Source organism: Rhizobium pisi (assembly GCF_003938655.1).
GTDB lineage: Bacteria > Pseudomonadota > Alphaproteobacteria > Rhizobiales > Rhizobiaceae > Rhizobium > Rhizobium pisi.
In genome coordinates, this window is record NZ_RJJT01000027.1 from 1 (window position 1) to 18,635 (window position 18,635).

The 18,635-nt window shown below is 61.6% G+C and carries 19 protein-coding genes; 12 read left to right on the plus strand and 7 right to left on the minus strand.

All coding sequences use genetic code 11. The features are described from left to right. The first annotated feature begins 341 nt into the window (after positions 1-341). The 4 genes from lhpI to EFD55_RS27965 all read left to right on the plus strand — a co-directional run bounded on the left by lhpI (position 342) and on the right by EFD55_RS27965 (position 5,729). Complete coding sequence (gene lhpI / locus EFD55_RS27950; protein ID WP_125849598.1) at positions 342-1,289, plus strand: bifunctional Delta(1)-pyrroline-2-carboxylate/Delta(1)-piperideine-2-carboxylate reductase; 948 nt, start codon at positions 342-344, stop codon at positions 1,287-1,289. Continuing rightward, positions 1,286-3,751, plus strand: coding sequence for an ATP-dependent helicase HrpB (gene hrpB / locus EFD55_RS27955; RefSeq protein WP_125849600.1), 2,466 nt, complete (start codon positions 1,286-1,288; stop codon positions 3,749-3,751). The genes lhpI and hrpB overlap by 4 nt, the downstream gene beginning before the upstream one ends. A gap of 24 nt (positions 3,752-3,775) precedes the next feature. Beyond that, the gene (locus EFD55_RS27960) at positions 3,776-5,086 is read left to right on the plus strand and encodes an ActS/PrrB/RegB family redox-sensitive histidine kinase (protein ID WP_125849602.1); all 1,311 of its coding nucleotides are present in this window, start codon (positions 3,776-3,778) and stop codon (positions 5,084-5,086) included. 64 nt (positions 5,087-5,150) lie between these two features. After that, positions 5,151-5,729 carry an ActR/PrrA/RegA family redox response regulator transcription factor gene (locus tag EFD55_RS27965; RefSeq protein ID WP_088683004.1) on the plus strand — a complete coding sequence of 193 codons (579 nt, stop codon included), beginning with the start codon at positions 5,151-5,153 and terminating at the stop codon, positions 5,727-5,729. A 15-nt stretch (positions 5,730-5,744) separates the two neighbouring features. Here the strand turns inward: EFD55_RS27965 and EFD55_RS27970 are convergent, their stop codons facing one another. Then, a complete protein-coding gene (locus EFD55_RS27970; RefSeq protein ID WP_125849604.1) occupies positions 5,745-6,239 on the minus strand; it encodes an MmcB family DNA repair protein in 495 nt (164 codons plus the stop codon). A gap of 179 nt (positions 6,240-6,418) precedes the next feature. Here EFD55_RS27970 and EFD55_RS27975 point away from each other — a divergent pair, with 179 nt between their 5' ends. Next, positions 6,419-7,102 carry a L,D-transpeptidase gene (locus EFD55_RS27975; protein WP_125849606.1) on the plus strand — a complete coding sequence of 228 codons (684 nt, stop codon included), beginning with the start codon at positions 6,419-6,421 and terminating at the stop codon, positions 7,100-7,102. A 69-nt stretch (positions 7,103-7,171) separates the two neighbouring features. Here EFD55_RS27975 and EFD55_RS27980 read toward each other — a convergent pair whose 3' ends face one another. The 6 genes from EFD55_RS27980 to hslV form a co-directional block, all read right to left on the minus strand. Then, positions 7,172-9,343: a malate synthase G gene (locus EFD55_RS27980; RefSeq protein ID WP_125849608.1), complete on the minus strand. Its 2,172-nt coding sequence runs from the start codon at positions 9,341-9,343 to the stop codon at positions 7,172-7,174. A gap of 85 nt (positions 9,344-9,428) precedes the next feature. After that, on the minus strand, positions 9,429-10,841 hold the full coding sequence (locus EFD55_RS27985; RefSeq protein WP_125849739.1) for a cytochrome P450: 1,413 nt from the start codon (positions 10,839-10,841) through the stop codon (positions 9,429-9,431). Positions 10,842-10,889: 48 nt separating this feature from the next. Beyond that, positions 10,890-11,837, minus strand: a complete 948-nt coding sequence (locus EFD55_RS27990; protein WP_125849610.1) for a DUF1402 family protein — start codon at positions 11,835-11,837, stop codon at positions 10,890-10,892. A gap of 188 nt (positions 11,838-12,025) precedes the next feature. Then, positions 12,026-13,333 carry an ATP-dependent protease ATPase subunit HslU gene (gene hslU / locus EFD55_RS27995; RefSeq protein ID WP_125849612.1) on the minus strand — a complete coding sequence of 436 codons (1,308 nt, stop codon included), beginning with the start codon at positions 13,331-13,333 and terminating at the stop codon, positions 12,026-12,028. Next, complete coding sequence (locus tag EFD55_RS28000; protein WP_125849614.1) at positions 13,330-13,842, minus strand: GNAT family N-acetyltransferase; 513 nt, start codon at positions 13,840-13,842, stop codon at positions 13,330-13,332. The genes hslU and EFD55_RS28000 overlap by 4 nt, the downstream gene beginning before the upstream one ends. Further along, positions 13,829-14,356 carry an ATP-dependent protease subunit HslV gene (gene hslV / locus EFD55_RS28005; RefSeq protein ID WP_125849616.1) on the minus strand — a complete coding sequence of 176 codons (528 nt, stop codon included), beginning with the start codon at positions 14,354-14,356 and terminating at the stop codon, positions 13,829-13,831. The genes EFD55_RS28000 and hslV overlap by 14 nt, the downstream gene beginning before the upstream one ends. 165 nt (positions 14,357-14,521) lie before the next feature. Between hslV and hisB the strand changes: the two genes are divergently transcribed. From hisB to hisF, 7 genes are read left to right on the plus strand one after another with little or no spacing between them, the layout of a single operon-like run. Next, complete coding sequence (hisB, locus tag EFD55_RS28010; protein ID WP_125849618.1) at positions 14,522-15,130, plus strand: imidazoleglycerol-phosphate dehydratase HisB; 609 nt, start codon at positions 14,522-14,524, stop codon at positions 15,128-15,130. A gap of 22 nt (positions 15,131-15,152) precedes the next feature. After that, positions 15,153-15,635, plus strand: a complete 483-nt coding sequence (locus EFD55_RS28015; protein WP_125849620.1) for a DUF2628 domain-containing protein — start codon at positions 15,153-15,155, stop codon at positions 15,633-15,635. A 2-nt stretch (positions 15,636-15,637) separates the two neighbouring features. Next, positions 15,638-16,288 carry an imidazole glycerol phosphate synthase subunit HisH gene (gene hisH / locus EFD55_RS28020; RefSeq protein WP_125849622.1) on the plus strand — a complete coding sequence of 217 codons (651 nt, stop codon included), beginning with the start codon at positions 15,638-15,640 and terminating at the stop codon, positions 16,286-16,288. A 52-nt stretch (positions 16,289-16,340) separates the two neighbouring features. Further along, on the plus strand, positions 16,341-16,523 hold the full coding sequence (locus EFD55_RS28025; protein WP_125849624.1) for a hypothetical protein: 183 nt from the start codon (positions 16,341-16,343) through the stop codon (positions 16,521-16,523). Further along, positions 16,520-17,077, plus strand: a complete 558-nt coding sequence (locus EFD55_RS28030; RefSeq protein ID WP_125849626.1) for a hypothetical protein — start codon at positions 16,520-16,522, stop codon at positions 17,075-17,077. Before EFD55_RS28025 ends, EFD55_RS28030 begins: the two co-directional genes overlap by 4 nt. Before the next feature lie 6 nt (positions 17,078-17,083). Continuing rightward, the gene (gene hisA, locus EFD55_RS28035; protein WP_125849628.1) at positions 17,084-17,830 is read left to right on the plus strand and encodes a 1-(5-phosphoribosyl)-5-[(5-phosphoribosylamino)methylideneamino]imidazole-4-carboxamide isomerase; all 747 of its coding nucleotides are present in this window, start codon (positions 17,084-17,086) and stop codon (positions 17,828-17,830) included. Further along, positions 17,831-18,619, plus strand: a complete 789-nt coding sequence (gene hisF / locus EFD55_RS28040) for an imidazole glycerol phosphate synthase subunit HisF (protein WP_125849630.1) — start codon at positions 17,831-17,833, stop codon at positions 18,617-18,619. It abuts the gene before it with no gap. Positions 18,620-18,635 lie beyond the last annotated feature (16 nt).

The following is an 18,635-nucleotide window of genomic DNA, read 5'->3' on the forward strand; positions in this document are numbered from 1 at the left end:
TTAGAACGAAAGACTTCGTCGCCAGCAGCGCCGCCGCCCTCGTTCAGTGAGTGGGCTTATAGAACTAACCCTCCCAAACAGTCAACACACCAAAACAAAGTTTTTTGACATTTTTGTAACAGGTTGAAAATTAAGGGGTTTTAGCAACCGTTTCCAAAAACGCGCAAATTTGCCGCTCGATCGAGCGATATATTGGATTCGTTTTCGCCGAATCTCCAGGAATGGCTTCGCGATGGAGACAAGACCTATATGGGAAGCCTGAGATGGAATTCCAGGGCGCTTGCCTCTCATGTGCCTCACTCGCTAGTTTGGCGGGAAAGAACGATCCGGCGGAGTGGAAAATGCTTGTCCTCGATGAAGAACAGACGCGCGCGGCCCTGCCCTGGCCCGAACTGATCGAGGCGATCGCCGCCATGTTCGCGGGCGAATGCGTGATGCCGGTGCGCCACCACCACGACATGGACGTGCCCGGCGAGGAGAGTGCGACACTGCTTCTGATGCCGGCCTGGGTTCCCGGACTCTATGCCGGGGTGAAGGCGGTTTCGGTTTTTCCAGGCAATGTGCGGCGCAGCCTGCCGGCAATCTCGGGGACCTATCTCCTTTCCTCCGGCGCAACCGGTGAAATGCTCGCCGTGATCGACGGCGGCGAGTTGACGGCGCGGCGGACGGCGGCGGCATCGGCGCTCGCCGCCCGTTATCTCGCCCGCCCGGATGCTGAAGAAATGCTCGTCTGCGGAACCGGGCGGCTGTCACTCAACCTGATGCTCGCCCACGGCACGACCCGCCCGATCAAGAGATACAGGATCTGGGGCCGCAGCGAGCAAGCGGCGCAGAAGATCGCGGCAGAAGCGCGGGCATTCGGCCTCGATGCCGAGGCAACCGCGGACAGGGAAGCCGCAGCGCGAACGGCCGATATCATTTCCTGCGCCACGCTTTCGGGCGAGCCGCTGATATCAGGCGAATGGTTGAAGCCCGGCACCCATCTCGATCTCGTCGGCGCCTTCAAGCCGAGCATGCGCGAAAGCGATGACGAGGCTATCCGCCGCGCTTCGGTCCATGTCGATACCCGCGCCGGCGCCACCAGCGAGGCCGGCGATATCGTCCAGCCGCTGAAAAGCGGCGTGTTAAGGCTGAGCGACATCAAATCGGAGCTTGCGGAACTCGTCAGCGGTGCGCATGGCGGGCGAAGCCATGACGAGGAAATCACGCTGTTCAAGTCGGTTGGCGCGGCGCTCGAGGATCTCGCCGGCGCCATCCTTGCCTATGAGACGGTGGCGGGCCGGAAGTGAAAATCAGTGCATCATTGCCGGAGCTTCCGGTTTCCCATGTCCTGCCGGCCGTTGGCACGGCGCTGGCTGAGCAGAGACGCGCCGTTCTTTCCGCCCCGCCCGGCGCCGGCAAGACGACGCTGGTGCCGCTTTACCTGCTCAACCAGGCCTGGCGCGGCGACGGCAAGATCATCCTGTTGGAGCCGCGGCGGCTTGCGGCGCGGGCGGCGGCAAGTCGGATGGCGTCGTTGCTCGGCCAACAGGTCGGCGAGACGGTCGGCTACCGCATGCGCCTTGACAACAGGATATCGGCCGCGACGCGGGTCGAAGTGGTGACTGAAGGGGTTTTCGCCCGGATGATCCTCGACGATCCGGAACTGACCGGCATCTCGGCGGTACTCTTCGACGAATTCCACGAGCGATCGCTGGATGCCGATTTCGGGCTGGCGCTGGCGCTCGACGTCCAGTCGGCCCTGCGCGAGGATTTGCGCATTCTCGTGATGTCAGCAACGCTCGACGTAGAGCGCGTAGCCGCCCTGCTCGATCACCCTCCTGTCATCGAAAGCCTGGGGCGCAGCTTTCCAATCGATATCCGTTACCAGGACCGGCCGGGCGGCGAGCGCATCGAGGATGCGGTTACACGGGCGATCATCGATGCGCATGCCGACGAGGACGGCTCGATCCTTGCCTTCCTGCCCGGCCAGGCCGAAATCACGCGGACCGTGGAGCGCCTGCAGGGACGATTCGGGCCTGAAACGCTGATTGCACCCCTTTACGGCAATCTCAGCCAGAAAGAGCAGGATGCAGCGATCCGGCCGGCACCGAAGGGTACCCGCAAGATCGTGCTTGCCACCTCGATCGCCGAGACGTCGATCACCATCGACGGCGTCAGGATCGTGATCGACAGCGGGCTGCAGCGCCTGCCGGTCTTCGAAGCGTCGACCGGGATCACGCGGCTCGAAACGGTGCGGGTGTCGCGAGCCTCTGCCGATCAGCGAGCCGGCCGTGCAGGACGAACGGAACCCGGCATCGCAATCCGGCTGTGGCACCAGGGGCAGACGGCGGCACTGACGGCCTTCACGCCGCCGCAGATCCTTTCCAGCGATCTTTCCGGGCTGGTGCTCGATCTCGCGCATTGGGGCGTCCAGGATCCAGCATCCCTTGCCTTCGTCGATCAGCCGCCGGAAACGACACTCAGGGAAGCACGGGCGCTGCTCGGCCAACTGGGCGCGCTCGACAGAGACGGCGCCCTGACGGCGCGCGGCAAGGTGATGCGCGATCTCGCTTTGCCGCCGCGGCTTGCCGCCATGGTCGTATCAGCAGGCGAATCGGGCCATGCCCGCGATGCGGCGATGATCGCGGTGCTCCTGACCGAACAAGGGCTCGGCGGAACGGGCGTCGACATCGAGGAGCGGCTGCGCCGCTTCAAGGCCGAGCGCGGCGAAAGAGCCGATGCCTCACGACGCTTGGCGGGACGATTAGGCGCCGGCCTCGACACCGTTCCTTCGGCGGCGCCGGCGCTGGCGGGCCAGCTTCTGCTGCATGCATTTCCGGATAGAGTAGCGCTTCAGCGCGGTGGGCGCGGCCGATTCGTGATGGCGAACGGGCGCGGGGCGGAGCTACCGGAAACAGAGAGGCTCGCCGGCAGCCAGATGCTTGTCATCGCCGACCTCACCGGACGGGCAGCGCAGGGGCGGGTTCTGGCCGCCGCTGAGGTGACGCGCGCCGACATCGAAGCAGAGCTGCCCGGCGAAATCAGAACCGAAGACCAGACATTCTTCGATCGGCAGAGCCGGCAGGTCCGAGCGCGTCGGGCGACCCGGCTCGGCGCGATCCTCTTCGAGGAGACGCCCCTGCCGCGTCCCTCCGGAACCGCCGTCACGCAGGCGCTGATGGAGGGGGTGCGCGAACTGGGGCTCGATCAGCTTGCCTTCTCGAAGGAGGCCCTGCAGCTTCGCGAACGGATCGGCTTCCTTCACCGGACGATTGGCGATCCCTGGCCCGACGTCAGCGACGCCGCCTTGCTTTCCCGGCTGGACGATTGGTTCGCGTCCTTCCAGACGGAGGCCCGCAGCCTTTCAGATATTTCCGCGGGCGGGCTTTCGAACGGGCTGATGTCGCTGGTCCCACACGACCTGCAGCGCGATCTTAGCCGGCTTGCGCCGACGCATTTCGAGGCGCCGACCGGCCAGCGGCATCCGATCCAGTATGAAGGCGAGGAGCCGGCGCTGACGATCCGCGTGCAGGAGCTGTTCGGGCTGAAGCAACACCCGGCGATCGCGGGAGGCCGCCTGCCGCTGCTTCTGGAACTCACCTCGCCGGCGCACCGGCCGATTCAGACGACGCGCGACCTGCCGGGCTTCTGGGCCGGTTCGTGGAAGGACGTGCGCGCCGAAATGCGCGGACGCTATCCCCGGCACCCCTGGCCGGAGCGGCCGGAAGAGGCGTTGCCGACGACACGGGCAAAACCGCGTGGTACATGAGGGCCATCCAAGGAGCCCCAGGGCATGATCGACAAGACGGAAAGCCATACGCTGGAAGACCGGCATAACAGCCGGAAGCTGCGCCTGCAGACGCTGGTGCGATTGCGCTGGCTTGCCGTCGGCGGGCAGGCGCTGACGGTGTTCATCGTTGCCTTCTGGCTGAAATTTCCCTTGCCGCTGGTTGCGAGCTCCTCGCTGATTGCCGCCCTTGCCTGGGTAAATTTCTATCTGACGATCCGCTATCCGACGACGCACCGGCTGGAGCCGCCGGCCGCCTTTGCGTTGCTTGGCTTCGATCTCCTGCAGCTCTGCGCGCTGCTCTTCATCACCGGCGGCCTTGCCAATCCCTTCGCTGCACTCGTCTGCGTACCCGTCATCATCTCCTTTGCCTCGCAGCCGATCCGCTACAGTACCGCGCTGATCGGCTTTGCGATGGTCTGCATTACGGTGCTTGCCTTTTCGCCCTTCCCGCTGCCCTGGTTCGACGGGGTCGAGATCAATGTGCACAATGTCATGCAGTTCGGCGTCTGGTGTTCGATCGCCTCGACGATGGCATTTGCCGCCTTCTATGCCTATCGCGTCTCGATGGAAGCGAGCCAGCTTGCCGATGCGCTGGCGGCGACCGAACTGGTGCTGCAGCGGGAAAAGCACCTTTCGCAGCTCGATGGGCTTGCCGCCGCCGCTGCACACGAACTCGGCACGCCGCTTGCGACGATCAGCGTCGTCGCCAAGGAAATGGAGCGGGAACTCAAGGATGACGACCGTTTCCGTGAAGACGTCATGCTGCTGCGCAGCCAGAGCGAACGCTGCCGTGACATTCTGCGGCGGCTGACGACGCTATCCTCCGAGGGCGAAGCGCATATGCGCCGGCTGCCGCTGTCCTCGATGATCGAGGAGATCGTCGCGCCGCACCGGGAATTCGGCATCACGCTCGAGCTCATCGAAAAGAGCCCGCGCAAAAGCGAGCCGGTGACCGACCGCAATGCGGGCATCATGTACGGACTCGGCAACCTCATTGAAAATGCCGTCGATTATGCCAGGGAGAAGGTGACCGTCACGGTCGAGCACGATCACGACAAAGTGCTGATCGTCATTGAGGACGACGGCAACGGTTATGCACCCGACATTCTGACGCGAATCGGCGAACCCTATGTGACCCGGCGGCAGAAGGAAGATACAGCCGGAGGCCTCGGCCTCGGGCTTTTCATCGCCAAGACACTGCTGGAACGCTCGGGCGCATCGCTGATTTTCGAGAACCGCGACCCGGAAAGTGCTGGTGCCCGCATCCGCATCGAATGGCCGCGCATGCTGATCGACGCAAATTCGACAAAATGAGGTTATGGGCATAAGTAGAAATTGCGGCTGACCGAGAACGGCGCTCAACCGCCAGGACGAGACGATGACAGAACAGAACCATGAAAATTTCGCCGCGTCGGATGAAGACCATATCGGTCCCGATGCCAGCCTGCTGATCGTCGACGATGACGGGCCGTTCCTGCGCCGGCTGGCGCGGGCGATGGAAACGCGGGGCTTCCAGGTGGAGACGGCCGAATCTGTGGCGGAAGGCGTTGCGAAATCGAAGGGCCGGCCGCCGAAATATGCGGTGGTCGATCTTCGGCTCGGCGACGGCAACGGGCTCGACGTCATCGAAGCGATCCGCCAGCGGCGCGACGACACCAGAATCATCGTGCTGACCGGCTACGGCAATATCGCAACGGCGGTAACCGCCGTGAAGCTCGGCGCCGTCGACTATCTTGCAAAGCCGGCGGATGCCGACGACGTCTTCTCGGCGCTGACGCAGCGCCCCGGCGAAAAGGCGGAGCTTCCGGAAAATCCGATGTCGGCCGACCGCGTGCGCTGGGAACATATTCAGCGGGTCTATGAAATGTGCGAGCGCAACGTCTCCGAAACCGCGCGCCGGCTCAACATGCACCGGCGGACCCTGCAGCGCATCCTTGCCAAACGCGCGCCGAAATAAACTGGCGCGCCAACATCAGACATCATCCACATCGAACGGTTTCCCATTCGCCCATTCGGCCATCATGAGCCTTTGGGCGGCGGCCCGCGAGAAATTGAGCGTGACGGACTTGCGCGTGGCAGGGGCCATGCGGTGTTCCGGCGCCTCGCGAATCACGTGGGCGCCATAACCGTCCGAAAGGAAAAGCCCGCATTCCTCGGGAAAGATGTCCAGCGGCACATCCTTGTGAGTCGCGAAGAACAGACGATCGCAATGCGCCCTGTATTCCGGCCATTTGCGATCCACCCTGAAATCCTCGATCGATGTCTTGATTTCGATGATCCAGACCTCGCCCTTTTCCGAAAGAGTGATCAGATCGGCACGGCGGCCGCTCGCAAGCGGCAGTTCAGGCAGCACCGCGTGGCGCATTTCATGCAACAATATCTGTGTTCCGCGCCGCACCATCATGGCTCTGTCCGATTGCCGGCCATCGATTAACGGATTGTTATTGTAAACGCTCAAAATCGTCATGGATAACCATCGTAGGGTCTGGCGTGTTGTTGCAAAAAAACCATGCGCTTCTAATTTGCGCGGCAGAGGGATTTGTCGCACTGCAGTAGTCTTGCAAAGCGCAAGTTAATCGAAAATAAACCATAATCAACGATGGTCGAAAGACCGTTCTCCTTGCCCCAAAACTTCAAGAGTCATCTATGCGCATCCGCAATGCCTTCCCTGTATTTGGCCTGCTGGCGACGCTCGCCCTGGCCGGTTGCTCCACGACATCAGACAGTGCATCCGTTGACGACAAGGGCGCAGGCCCGACGGTCCAGACTGCGCAGATCTTCAATGACGCCTACGGCGTGACGAAGGATGCCGGATACTCCCTGCCGGCAATCCCGATCGACAGGGTCAAGCCGCAGTTCCGCCGTCAAGTCGTCAGCTACCAGACCACCGAGCGCCCCGGAACGATCATTGTCAACACGCGCGAGCGCTTCCTCTATTACATCCTGGCCAACGGTAAGGCGATGCGCTACGGCATCGGCGTCGGCAAGCAGGGCTTCGCATGGGCCGGCACCGCCTACGTCGCCTGGAAGCAGGAATGGCCGACCTGGCACCCGCCGAAAGAAATGGCTGTCCGCCGTCCCGATGTCGCCAAATACGTCGAAGACGGCATGGGTCCGGGCCTCAGCAATCCGCTCGGCGCACGCGCCATGTATCTCTTCAACGAGGACGGCAAGGACACGCTCTTCCGCCTGCACGGCACGCCGGAATGGGCTTCAATCGGCACCGCCGCTTCCTCGGGCTGCATTCGCCTGATGAACCAGGACGTCATCGACCTCTATAGCCGCGTCCGTCCGGGCAAGGCGACCTCCAAGGTCATCGTCATCCAGTAAGCTAGATATCGAATTCGGTATAAAAAAGGCCGCCGGACTATCGTCCTGGCGGCCTTTTCGTCTTCTCCGTCATGCGGACTGCTTCACCTTGAGCTCGAGGCGGCGGCGGTGAAGCACCGGCTCGGTGTAGCCGTTCGGCTGCTCCCTGCCCTTCACGACAAGATCGAGGGCGGCCTGGAAGGCGATCGAATCATCGAAATTGTCCGCCATAGGCTGGTATGCAGGGTCCGATGCGTTCTGCCGGTCGACGACCGCGGCCATGCGTTTCATCGTCTCGACGATCTCAGCCTCGGTGATAACCTTGTGATGCAGCCAGTTCGCCATGTGCTGGGCCGAGATGCGCAGCGTCGCGCGATCCTCCATCAGGCCGACATTGTTGATGTCGGGCACTTTCGAGCAGCCGACGCCCTGGTCGATCCAGCGAACGACATAACCGAGGATGCCCTGGCTATTGTTGTCGAGCTCGCGCTGGATCTCCTCCGGCGTCCAGTTCGGCCGCACGGCGACCGGCACGGATAGGATGTCGGACAGTTTGGCACGGGCGCGATCCTTCAGCCCCTGCTGGACCCTGGCGACATTGACGCGATGATAATGGGTGGCATGCAGGGTTGCCGCCGTCGGCGACGGCACCCAGGCCGTGTTGGCGCCGGCTTTCGGATGAGCGATCTTCTGTTCCAGCATCGCCGCCATCAGGTCCGGCATTGCCCACATGCCCTTGCCGATCTGGGCATGGCCGGAGAGGCCGCATTCGAGGCCGATGTCGACGTTCCAATTCTCATAGGCTGAAATCCAGGCCGCCTGGCGCATGTCTCCCTTGCGAATCATCGGGCCGGCTTCCATCGAGGTGTGGATCTCGTCGCCGGTGCGGTCGAGGAAACCGGTATTGATGAAGACGACGCGCTCGCGGGCGGCGCGGATGCACTCCTTGAGATTGACGGTCGTGCGGCGCTCCTCGTCCATGATGCCCATTTTGATGGTGTTGCGCGCCATGCCGAGCGCATCTTCGACCCGCGAGAAGATCTCGACGGCGAAGGCGACCTCTTCGGGCCCATGCATCTTCGGCTTAACCACATACATGGAGCCGGTGCGGGAATTCTTCTTCCGGCCGGCCGGGCCGATATCGTAAAGCGCAATCAGGCCGGTTACGACTGCATCCATGATGCCTTCCGGCACTTCATTGCCGTCGCGATCGAGGATGGCAGGATTGGTCATGAGGTGGCCGACATTGCGAACCAGCATCAGAGAACGGCAATGCACCTCGAAGGCGGCACCGTCAGGGCCGGTATAGTCCAGATCCGGATTGAGCTTGCGAATGAAGCTCGTTCCGCCCTTTGCCACTTCTTCCTGCAGATCGCCCTTCATCAGGCCGAGCCAGTTGCGATAAACGACGACCTTGTCCTCGCCATCGACAGCGGCAATCGAATCCTCGCAGTCCATGATCGTGGTGATCGCCGATTCCAGCCAGACATCGGAGATATGAGCGGAATCGGCCTTGCCGATCGGCGTCGTCGCATCGATGACGATGTCGATGTGAATGCCATTGTTCTTCAGAAGAATATGCGTGGGAGCGGCGGCATCGCCGCGATAGCCGGCGAAATGCCCGCTCTCCCTGAGCGCTACCCGCTCGCCGTCGATCGATCTGACCACGAGCTCCCCATCCTTGACGGTGAAGCTCCCGACGTCCTTCCAGCGCCAATCCTGCAGCGGCACGGATATGTCGAGGAAATCGCGCACCCAGGCGATGACCTTCTCGCCGCGCTTCGGATTGTAGCCCTTGCCCTTTTCGGCGCCGTCGCCCTCGGGAATGGCGTCCGTGCCGTAGAGCGCATCATAGAGCGAACCCCAGCGGGCATTGGCGGCGTTCAGGGCATAGCGGGCATTCATGACGGGAACGACGAGCTGCGGGCCGGCGATCGAGGCGATTTCGGGATCGACGTTTTGCGTCGAGACCTGGAAATCCGAACCCTCCGGCAGGAGATAGCCGATTTCGCGGAGGAAGGACTGGTATTCGTCCATATCCGCCGGGGCGCCATGGCGGCGATACCAGTCGTCGATCTTTGCCTGCAGGTCGTCGCGTTTGGCGAGCAGCGCCCGGTTTTTCGGGGTGAGATCGTGGACGATCGCCGAAAAATCGACAAAGAACTTGTCCGCATCGACCGCCAGGCCCGGCAGTACCTCCTTGACGAGGAAATCGTGAAGGACGGCTTCGATGGCAAGACCGTTCTTATCAATGCGGCTCATGCGAGATTCTCCCTGGCGACGACTTTGAATGCTGCCACTTTGCCCGGCTTTCATTCATAGTCAATTCCGCAATAATTAGAAAGATTTATGCCATTCTGGAAATTATGCGCCGCGTCACGCGCATCGGCAGTCCATTCTGCGGCTGTGTCGTCAGTTTCTGCACCGGCCACGGATTCGTCTGATCGATGGAATCGAATCGATAGCGGCGCATCAGGACGGCAAGGGCAATCACCGCTTCCTGAAGCGCAAAGGTCGCACCGATGCAGACACGCGGTCCGGCGCCGAAGGGCAGGAACTGGAAGCGTCCGATGGAGCCGCGATTTTCCGGAAGGAAGCGTTCGGGCATATAGGCACGCGGCCTGTCCCAGTAGCGTTCGTGGCGATGCAGCGTCCAGGGCATGATGAGCACGGTGACATCGGTCTCGATCTCGACCCGTTCGCCCTTGGCGCTCGTCCAGGAATCATCCGATATGGCGGCACGATTGATGGATGGCGCCGGCGGATAGAGGCGCAAAGCCTCCTCGAAGGCGGCGCGCGTCTGCGGCATCATATCCAGCCATTCCACAGGCTCGGCTCCCGTGGCGAGCACCGCGTCGATTTCCTGTTCCATCGCCTCGCGGATATGCGGACTGTTCGATACGCAATACAACGTCCAGGCCAAGGCCCGCGCCGTGGTCTCATGCCCCGCACCGATGAAAGTCAGAATATTGTCTTCGATCTCGTCTTTCGTCAGCCCGTCGGGGCCTGTCTGCTCCAGCAGCAGTGTCAGGAAATCCTGAGGTGCGGTGCTGCGATTCGTCTTCATCTTTGCGAGCCGCATATCCATCGTGTCGCGCACGATGGAGCGGAATTTCTCCAGCACTTTCTGACCGCCGATGCGTGTCACACGTGGAACCCAGGACGGTGCGCGCATCAGATCCATCGGATCGATGCGACCCATACGATGCAGGAGTTCATTGACATCATCGGCGAAATGGCCGCTCGAGGTGACGATTTCACCGGAGAACAAGGTCTCCGCAAGAATCGCGAAAGTCAGTTCGGTCATATCGGTGCTGATATCGAAAATTGCGCCTGCCTCAGCCGCACTCTCATATTTGCGGGCATAGTCTTCGGACTGGCGCAGCATTTGCCCGGCGAAGCCTTGGGCATGACGGGGCGTGAAAACAGGCGCCACCGCCTTGCGTGATCTCTTCCAGACGAGACCTTCGGCGGTCAGAAGACCGTCGCGGAGGATCGGACGCAGGACGAGCTGGCGAATATCCGACATGCGGTAGTTATTCGCGTTGTCGACCAGCACATGCTTGATGAGGCCGGGATCGTTGACGATCAGCGTCCGCTGGCCGAAGAAACTGGTGCGGATCCAGGGCAGCGTATAGGACGGCTCGCCCCAGAGTTCGAGCGGGTTACGCAGGATGATGCGGATGATTTCCAACCGGCTCGGCGGCACTGTGCGTGGCAACGGTGCCGGCGGAACGAAGGGATCAGGACGCATGTCCATCATCAAAGCCTTTCGGGGAAGATCGGCGTCTTCCCGGCAAGCTTAAAGCTAGAGCAGGCCCTTGAGCTCGTCCAGCTTGTCGTTGATCAGCCAGCCGTAATAATTCTCCTCCGGCCAGACCGTCGCGCCGCCAGAGCGGTTCTTCGCGGCCAGAGCAGCGGCACGCTGACGTGAGTTGCCGACATTATAAAGCGTCGCCGTCAGGCCGGGATTGCCTGAAATATCCATGCCGGCAATCTCCTTATAATCGTCGATCGACGTGCGGATCGAGGCCGCGACGAAGGCAAGCGAGATGTCGGGATCCATGATGGCCTTGTAGACCGCGCCGGCATTCTTCTCGTTGAGCTTGGGATAGCCCGACACGCGGCTGACGAGATCGGAGAGCATCAGCGCCGTCAGCGGGTTGACCTGGCCGAGACCGAAGGTCTGGCCGGCATAGAAGGGCTGGAAGAAGACCGCGCTGAAGCGGTTGTTCGGGAAGCTCTCGCCGCCCACGGTCTTGCCGCGGAAATCGCTCTCCCAGATGTCTTCCCGGCAAGACCAGAGCGTGTAGGAATCACTCTTGCCCTTGCACGCAGCAAATTGCGGCCGCGCAACGAAATCGTCGACGTTTTCGCCGTCATAGGCGAAGCGGAAGCTTTCTCCGGCATAGGAGGCGGCCTTGACGTAATAGGCCTGCAGCCGGTCGTAGGCGTCGACATTATAGGTATGTTCGCCGACGATCGCGCCAATGACGTGGATGGGGTTTATGCCGTAGGCGCTGGAAACCTTGCGGATCTTGGCCATCAGCTCGTGATCGGTCGCGAGAAGATCGTGGACCTTTTCGTATTTCCCATCGAAGCTGCTCTTGGTGCCCTTGGTACGCCTGACGGAAGCGCCCGGGATATCGGGCTGCTCGGCATGACGGTTGCCCGCCGGCACCGTCTGCATTGCAAAAGCAGGCGCCGAATTCACCAGGGCAACGGCAATCATAAGGCTTGTCAAAAGGCGTCGCACGATCCGCTATCCCGTCCGTTCATCGTCCTGTTCGCGAAGCGGCTGACTGAACCAGAATCTTGGCCGAATAAAGCCGGAGCGGCAAACAAAACGGGCCTTCACTAGAAAGTAAAAGGCCCGCTGTCGAGGGTTGAGTTCGTCACAATCCGTCATTCATACCGGGAAAGGCATGAAGCGGTGCGCCGATATCACAGGATGAAGCGCGAGAGATCCGTATTCTGGGCGAGATCGCCCACATGTTCGCGCACATAGGCGGCATCGATCGTGACAGCCGTCCCACCCCGATCCGGTGCGTTGTAGGAAATATCGTCCAGGACCCGCTCCATCACCGTCTGCAGGCGGCGGGCGCCGATATTCTCGACGGAGGAGTTCAAATGCACAGCGACATCGGCAAGCGCATCGATCGCGTCGTCGGTGAAATCCAGGCTCAGGCTTTCCGTCTCCATCAGCGCGCGATACTGGCGGATGAGGCTCGCTTCGGTCTCTGTCAGAATCCGGCGGAAATCTTCCTTGTTCAGCGGACGCAGTTCGACGCGGATCGGCAGACGGCCCTGCAGCTCGGGGAGAAGATCCGAGGGCTTGGAGACGTGGAAGGCGCCGGAGGCGATGAAGAGGATATGGTCCGTCTTGACCGGGCCGTACTTGGTCGAGACCGTCGTGCCTTCGACGAGCGGCAGGAGGTCGCGCTGCACGCCTTCGCGCGAAACGCCGGCGCCCATGCCGCCGTCGCGGGCTGCAATCTTGTCGATTTCATCGAGGAAGACGATGCCGTCATTCTCGGTGGAGCGAACGGCCTCGCGCTGGATCACCTCGTTGTCAATCAGCTTGTCGGATTCGTCGCGGATCAGATCGGTGTAGGAGGCCTTGACCGTCGTGCGGACCTTCTTGGTGCGACCGCCCATCGCCTTGCCGAACATTTCCGACAGGTTCAGCACGCCGATATTGGCGCCCGGCATGCCCGGAATTTCAAAGCCGCCCATGCCGGAGCCGGCATCGGCCACCTCGATATCGATTTCCTTGTCGTCGAGTTCGCCGTCCCTCAACTTCTTGCGGAAGCTTTCGCGCGTGGCGGGCGACGCTGTCGTGCCGACCAGCGCATCGAGAACGCGCTCCTCGGCACTCACATGGGCCTTCGCCTGTACCTCGGCTCGCTTCTTCTCGCGCACCAGGCCGATGCCCACCTCGACCAGATCGCGGATGATCTGCTCGACATCGCGGCCGACATAGCCGACTTCGGTGAACTTGGTGGCCTCGACCTTGATGAAAGGCGCGCCGGCGAGCTTTGCCAGGCGGCGGGAGATTTCCGTCTTGCCGACGCCGGTCGGGCCGATCATCAAGATATTCTTCGGCATGACTTCGTCGCGCAGGCTCGGGTCGAGCTGCTGGCGACGCCAGCGATTGCGCAGCGCAATCGCGACGGCGCGTTTGGCATCATGCTGGCCGATGATGTAGCGGTCGAGTTCGGAAACGATCTCGCGGGGGGAAAAAGTCGTCATTGGGTGTTATTCTCCTGGCGGTCCAGGGCCATCAACAGCGCCCGGCCGTAATTTGTCGTTGTTTCGCCAAGTCCTTGAAAGCCCGCCTTGGTATAGGCTCTGATTGCGAATGCATTATCCGGATGCGGATCGACGAGGATCCGCTGCGCGCCCTTTGCAAAGAGCATATCGCAGAACCCTATCATAAAGGCCGGTCCATGACCCTTGCCCGCGAGTTCCTCGATGCCAATGAACTGGTCGATGCCGTAGGTGCCCTTCGGCTGACCGGCGAGCGCTTCATCGTCCTCGTCGTCGAGATCGGCCGCCTGGATAAAGGCGAAGTCCTTTCCGTCAAGCATGACCATGAAGCACGAGACGGACGCCGCATCGATATGCTCTTCCATCGAAGCCAGTGCCTTGGCTGGATTGCCCCACCAGCGCCTGACATGCCGGCACTCCAGCCATTTGGCGAGGAGCGGCAGGTCAACCGCGGCAAGCGGCCGGAAGGCATAGGGTTCAGCCTTCGGCATCCAGCGATTCCACCACGACATTGTGGTTCGTGTAGACGCAGATGTCGGCGGCGATATCGAGGGCACGGCGGGCGATTTCTTCGGCGGATTTGTCGCTATCCATCAGTGCGAGGGCGGCCGCGAGGGCAAAATTACCGCCGGAACCGATCGCCGTCGTGCCATGCTCCGGTTCCAGAACGTCGCCATTGCCGGTGATCGCCAGCGTGATCGACTTGTCGGCGACGAGCATCATGGCTTCCAGATTGCGCAGATACTTGTCGGTGCGCCAGTCCTTGGCGAGTTCGACGGCAGCGCGCATCAGCTGGCCGGGATATTGCTCCAGCTTCTTTTCCAGCCTTTCGAGCAGGGTAAAAGCATCGGCGGTAGCGCCGGCGAAACCGGCGATCACTTCGCCCTTGCCGATGCGGCGCACCTTGCGGGCATTGCCCTTCATGACGGTCTGGCCGAGGCTCACCTGGCCATCGCCCGCCATCACCACCTTGCCGCCTTTTCGAACTGCAATAATTGTTGTCATTAAACACCTGTCTACTGATTACGCTGGGCCGCATACCGACCTTGTTGAACCCTATGTAAGTGGGCCGGAGCCGATTGCAAATGGGCCGCCTTTTCTCTTCCCCGGCTTCTGGATATTTCCCGATGCGCCTGATAAGGAACGGCCTTATTCCCGATGGAGGGCCATATGGCCGAGACCGCAGCAGGCCGCACGGGCAGCGTTTCCCGCAAGACCAACGAGACCTCGATTTCCGTTTCCGTCAATCTCGACGGCACCGGCAAATCGAAGATTTCGACGGGCGTCGGCTTCTTCGATCATATGCTCGATCAGCTTTCGCGGCATTCCCTCATCGATATGGAAATCGAAGCCAAGGGCGACCTGCATATCGACGACCACCACACCGTCGAGGATACAGGTATCGCGATCGGCCAGGCGATCTCCAAGGCGCTCGGTGACCGGCGCGGCATCACGCGCTATGCTTCGATCGATCTTGCCATGGACGAGACGATGACCAAGGCCGCGGTCGACCTTTCCGGCCGGCCGTTCCTCGTCTGGAACGTCGCCTTCAGCGCGCCGAAGATCGGCACCTTCGACACCGAGCTCGCCCGCGAATTCTTCCAGGCGCTCGCCCAGAATGCCGGCATCACCTTGCATATTCTCAACCATTATGGCGCCAACAACCACCATATTGCCGAGACGTGCTTCAAGGCCGTTGCCCGCGCATTGCGCACGGCGACAGAGATCGATCCGAGACAGGCGGGCCGTGTTCCCTCGACGAAGGGCACGCTCGTCTGAGCCCCTCAAGGGAGCGGCGACAATGACATCGAGCTATATTTTCCTGACACCGCCCGGCGGCACGAATGCGCCTGCTGACGAGACGCGAACCATCCGCGATGGCTTCACGTTTCTCGGCTTTCTCTTCCCCTGGCCATGGCTGCTGGTTCACCGGTTATGGTTGCATGCTGGCGCGGCATTCTTGCTGCAGGCGTTGGGCGGGGCACTGATGGATGAGCCAGGCCTCTGGCCGGCGGGAGCGGCAATCATGGTTGGCGTGAATATACTGGTCGGCCTCGAAGGTCAGAATTTCCGTGTCCGCAGCCTTGCCGCCAAGGGTTGGAACGAAGAGGCGCTCATTGCGGCCGATACGATCGGCATTGCCGAGCAGGTCTATTTCTCGGACAGAGCGAACATTGCGGAGCGTGACGGTGCGGCGCCGACCTGGGAGAACAAATCCCACCCAGACGGCCGCCACGGCCATGCCACCTCGCTCGGTCTTTTCGGTTTTGATGGAGGACGCTGACGATGCGCGTCGCGATTATCGACTATGGTTCCGGCAACCTGCGCTCGGCGACCAAGGCTTTCGAGCGTGCCGCCCGTGAGGCGGGCATCGACGCGCATATCGATCTCACCGACAAGGCGGAGAACGTTGCCGCGGCCGACCGTATCGTGCTTCCCGGCGTCGGCGCCTATGCAGACTGCCGGCGCGGCCTTGATGCCGTGCCTGATATGGCCGAGGTGCTGATCGAGGCCGTCGAGAAGAAGGCGCGGCCGTTCCTCGGTATCTGCGTCGGCATGCAGCTCATGTCCTCGCGCGGCCTCGAGAAGAGTGTGACCAATGGTTTCGGCTGGATTCCCGGCGACGTCGTCGAGATGACCCCCAGCGATCCCACACTCAAGATTCCGCAGATCGGCTGGAACACGCTCGACCTGAAGCGCGAACACCCACTGTTCGACGGTATTCCGACCGGGCCGCAGGGACTGCACGCCTATTTCGTCCATTCCTACCATCTTGCAGCCGAAAATGCCGACGATGTCATCGCGACCGTCGACTATGGCGGCCCGATGACCGCCCTCGTCGGGCGCGACAACATGGCCGGGGCACAGTTTCATCCGGAAAAGAGCCAGAAGCTCGGCCTGGCGTTGATCGCCAATTTCCTGCGCTGGAACCCGTAATACCGCCGCCTTATTTTCCCCTTATGGAAATGGCGGAACAGGAGTGCGCTCGATGCCGGCTTCACGGAAATCAGGCAAGGTGTTCTATACGCTGCGGCCATCCCGCGAGGGCCTGCCTCCCTTCTCTGACATCAGGCTTCCCGATGGAACGATCATTCGCCGTGTCGACGAAACCATCCATAAAAAAGCGCTTTCCAATGCAGCCAAGGCGTTGAAAGAAAGGCTGGACCGATGATCCATGAATTCCTTGCCGGCAACGAGAATTCCCAGCTACGCGCCAACGGCATCAGCGCCGACGATATCGCCGAGGCCGTGCTGGAATTCTATATCGAAGGCGAGGACGATCTGATCGGCCTGCTTGCCTACGCACTCTACGAGCGGCAAAAACGCGATTTCGTCCTTAGCCATCGCAAGCGCAATGCCGGCCGTTCGCCCAATGAGGCCGAGCTTGCTGCCGTCAACAGCAATTATCTCTCGACCGATCTGCGCAACACGCTACGCGACCGCGCCTCGCAGATTCTTTCGAGTTATGCCGAGACCTATGTGGAAGCGATGGAGCCTGAAATCCGGATTGCCGCCGTCAACGGCGATGCGCTGCGCCGGGTGCGCGAGATCGAGAAATCGATGAAGAGGCGTCTCGGCTTCTGGCGCCAGGTCCGCGCCGGCCTTACCGTCACCCTACTGCTTCTTCTGCTTTTCGGCGCGGCCACCATTGCCGCTGTCTTTTTCCGCTCGGATATCGTAGATGCGTGGAATGCGCTGATGGTACCGGCTACTTTACGGACGTAAGACGACATGATCCTTTTTCCCGCGATCGATCTGAAGGGCGGCCAATGCGTCCGCCTGAAGCTCGGCGACATGCAGCAGGCGACGGTTTACAACACTGATCCGGCTGCCCAGGCGAAATCCTTCGAAGACCAGGGCTTCGAGTGGCTGCACGTGGTCGATCTCGACGGCGCTTTCGCGGGACATTCGGCCAATGGCGATGCCGTCGAAGCGATCCTGAAGGCGACGAAAAATCCGGTGCAGCTCGGCGGCGGCATCCGCACGCTTGATCATATCGAGGCTTGGCTGTCTCGCGGGTTGCGGCGCGTCATTCTCGGCACCGTCGCGGTCAGAAATCCTGATCTGGTCATCGAAGCCTGCCGGAAATTCCCAGGCCATGTGGCCGTTGGTATCGATGCCAAGGGCGGCAAGGTGGCCGTAGAGGGTTGGGCGGAAGCTTCGGAACTCGGCATCGTCGAACTTGCCAGGAAATTCGAGGGTGCCGGCGTTAGCGCGATCATCTACACCGATATCGACCGCGACGGCATCCTGACCGGAATCAACTGGGCATCAACGCTTGCGCTTGCCGATGCCGTCTCCATCCCCGTCATCGCCTCGGGCGGTCTTGCTTCCATCGAAGACATCAAGCGCATGCTGCAGCCTGATGCCCAGAAGCTGGAAGGGGCCATCTCAGGTCGCGCGCTTTATGACGGCCGGATCGATCCGGCGGAAGCGTTGGCGCTGATCAAAGCCAGCAAGGCAAGGGAGACCGCATAAATGACCCTCAAAGCCCGTGTGATCCCCTGCCTCGACGTCAAGGACGGCCGCGTCGTCAAGGGCGTCAACTTCCTCAATCTCGTCGATGCCGGCGATCCCGTCGAAGCGGCGAAGGCCTATGATGCGGCTGGCGCCGACGAACTCTGCTTCCTCGACATCACCGCCTCGTCGGACAATCGCGAGACGATCTTCGATGTCGTGTCGCGTACGGCGGACCAGTGCTTCATGCCGCTGACAGTCGGCGGCGGGGTGCGAACCATCGCCGATATCCGCAAGCTCCTGCTTTGCGGCGCCGACAAGGTCTCGATCAATTCGGCAGCCGTCAGCAATCCCGATTTTGTCACCGAGGCGGCCGACAAGTTCGGCGACCAGTGCATCGTCGTCTCGATTGACGCCAAGCGCCGGCGCACACAGGCGGTCGGCGGCGACAACCTCAGCGCCTGGGAAATCTATACACATGGCGGCCGCAACGCGACCGGCATCGACGCCATCGAATTCGCCCAGAAGATGGTGGCGCATGGTGCCGGCGAACTGCTGGTCACCTCGATGGACCGCGACGGCACCAAGGTCGGCTATGATCTGGAACTGACGCGGGCGATCGCTGATGCAGTGCGGGTGCCGGTCATCGCCTCCGGCGGCGTCGGCGATCTCGACGATCTCGTCGCCGGGGTGAAGGAGGGCCACGCCAATGCGGTGCTCGCCGCCTCGATCTTCCATTTCGGAACCTATTCCGTCGGCGAGGCGAAACACTATATGTCGAAATGCGGCATCGACATGCGTCTCGACTGAACCTTGAAAGCGGACA